The 2,018-nt window shown below is 36.3% G+C and carries 3 protein-coding genes and 1 tRNA gene; 2 read left to right on the forward strand and 2 right to left on the reverse strand.

Going from position 1 to position 2,018, the window contains the following annotated elements:
* The first annotated feature begins 233 nt into the window (after nt 1–233).
* Nucleotides 234–674, forward strand: coding sequence for a hypothetical protein (locus MV676_RS01235; protein ID WP_297444544.1), 441 nt, complete (start codon nt 234–236; stop codon nt 672–674).
* 26 nt (nt 675–700) lie between these two features.
* On the opposite strand, the gene MV676_RS01240 is transcribed toward MV676_RS01235, so the two are convergent.
* Together MV676_RS01240 and MV676_RS01245 are read right to left on the reverse strand one after the other, a co-directional pair.
* A tRNA-Met gene (locus MV676_RS01240) sits at nt 701–775 on the reverse strand.
* An 80-nt stretch (nt 776–855) separates the two neighbouring features.
* Entirely contained in the window at nt 856–1,194 is a 339-nt protein-coding gene (locus MV676_RS01245) for a hypothetical protein (protein WP_297444546.1), read from the reverse strand.
* A gap of 106 nt (nt 1,195–1,300) precedes the next feature.
* Between MV676_RS01245 and MV676_RS01250 the strand changes: the two genes are divergently transcribed.
* The gene (locus MV676_RS01250; protein ID WP_297444548.1) at nt 1,301–1,999 is read left to right on the forward strand and encodes a hypothetical protein; all 699 of its coding nucleotides are present in this window, start codon (nt 1,301–1,303) and stop codon (nt 1,997–1,999) included.
* The last annotated feature ends 19 nt before the right edge of the window (nt 2,000–2,018 follow it).

Here is a 2,018-nt window from a genome sequence, read left to right on the forward strand (position 1 = left end):
CTGTCAGTTCAAAGGTGTAAAATTTAACACGATCGTTTTGTTCAAACTTGTAGATAGGATAATTGCCAATACCGAAAAAAAACCCGCCAAAAAGGACAAAAAAGTTTTACGTACAAAACAACTAAGCTTACCCAAAATGCTTGATCCCAAGATACAGGAGCCTGTTTCTGAGAAGCAACTTTCCAAAAAACAGCCAATGTCGACTGAAAGACATACTCAAAGAAAGAATCGAGTTGGCTTTCAGACCAGGTGTAGTTCAACCAGGTGTCTTGTTGCTAGTTTCCAACTACGCCGTTAAGCATGGTGGAGACGTGAGAATAGGGCTCGAGTTGTTGAAAAAGGCAGGAGTTTTGGCAGAGATGAAAGGTATGGGCAAGTTAACCGTTAACTTGGTAAAGGAAGTGATAAAGAGCTACGAACCCAACGTAAAGAGAAGGTTGATGGAAGAAAAGTTAACTGGAGTAAATGAATGGATAGTGCAGAAAGTCAAAGAACGTGGGGAAGTTTCTTCCGGCGAGCTTTACAAGATGTATTCCGAAGAAATTGAAAATCCTATATCCGAAAGGCAATTCCGTAAGCATGTAGACGAACTTTTAGCTTCTGGATTATTGAATTTTAGGTGGAGTAAGGGGAAGAAGGGCAGAAGTAGGATTTTAACATATCCCAAGAAATGAACGCCAAGATTTTTAGTAATTAATGATAGCGGGGGCAGGATTTGAACCTGCGACCTCCGGGTTATGAGCCCGGCGGGCACTCCAGGCTGCCCTACCCCGCTATCCCAAAGATAATTCAAGAATCATACTTAAAAAACTTTCTTAGCTGAAACAAGAATTTTTTAGAAGACATCAAGTAGCCTTAATAGCTTTCTCCTAATTCTTCACTCAACTCGACCTCTGGAGAAACCTTCAAAGATTCAAGCTTTTCTCTTACCTTTTCAAGTCTTTTCTCTATTTCCCTCAGCTGGGAGCTTTTCACGGTTTTACCACTTTTCTTTTCAACTTCTTTTTTGATCTTGTCTATCTTCTCTGCCAAAAACACGACGTATTCGTAAAGGAAAGCAACTTTTTCTTTAAGAACATCCAGGTCTTCTCGAATCTTTACAAACTCGACTCTTTCTTTTTGCATGGTAACTGGAGCTTTTAGTTTCAACTTTTCATACGGAAAAGTTTCTTCCTTTTTTCTCCACCAAAGCATGGTAATCAAATAAAAAGTATAAAACCTAAAAGATTTAAAACGATGCTTTGTTATACGTATAACAATCGTGCATTAGTGTTTAAAATTTAACTGAAATAATTTTTTCATGAAACCCATAAGAAAGTTCGGTTTTTTACAATTTGTAAATGAACTCTACCCAGAAAATATAGAAAGTAGAGATGAAAGTGTGAAGGTTTATAGAGCTATGAATGAGTTAGAATTTGAAAGACTAGAAAGATTTGGAATTGAAGAATCTTATAAGAAAGATGATAAAAAGCTAAACAACAAATACTTCTCACTCGACCCGAGATATTCAAAGATGGTTTTGTTAATAAACTCAACAGAAACTGAACAATACGGCGATGGCACACACTCAGTTATAGCAGAACTTTTGCTTGGTTTGGAAGAAGATTTCATAACAACATTTAGGTACGAAAATGGTTATCCTACTTTTTCATTATCTTATGATGTTGTGAAAAGTCGAATAGTAAGAGTTAAAGATGTTCGTATGCTCGACCCTAAGGACATACCAAGTCCTCCACCTTTATTCATGCTTCATTTTTTTGAATTAATCGATGGACTGTCAAATCCCTACCCTATCTATCGACATAGATCTTGGAGAATAGTTCAAAGGAGATATTTACTTCCAGATATCGAGAATAGAGTAGAAAAAGTAGAAATAAGAGTGGATAGAATCCCGTTTTTAAATTACTTCCTAAAAAGAGGTATAAAAGCTTCTATTTTTTACCCACCAGATAGCGAACGATTCTTAAAGTTAAGAGAACTATTCATACAAGAAAGTTGAATTGAAAATTATTTGTCAC

The sequence above is a fragment of the Desulfurobacterium sp. genome (assembly GCF_027028515.1).
Lineage (GTDB): Bacteria > Aquificota > Aquificia > Desulfurobacteriales > Desulfurobacteriaceae > Desulfurobacterium_A.

Coding starts and splice junctions, on each gene's coding strand:
- MV676_RS01245 (WP_297444546.1), bottom strand. CDS start 1,194: ATGCTTTGGTGGAGAAAAAAGGAAGAAACTTTTCCGTATGAAAAGTTG.
- MV676_RS01250 (WP_297444548.1), top strand. CDS start 1,301: ATGAAACCCATAAGAAAGTTCGGTTTTTTACAATTTGTAAATGAACTC.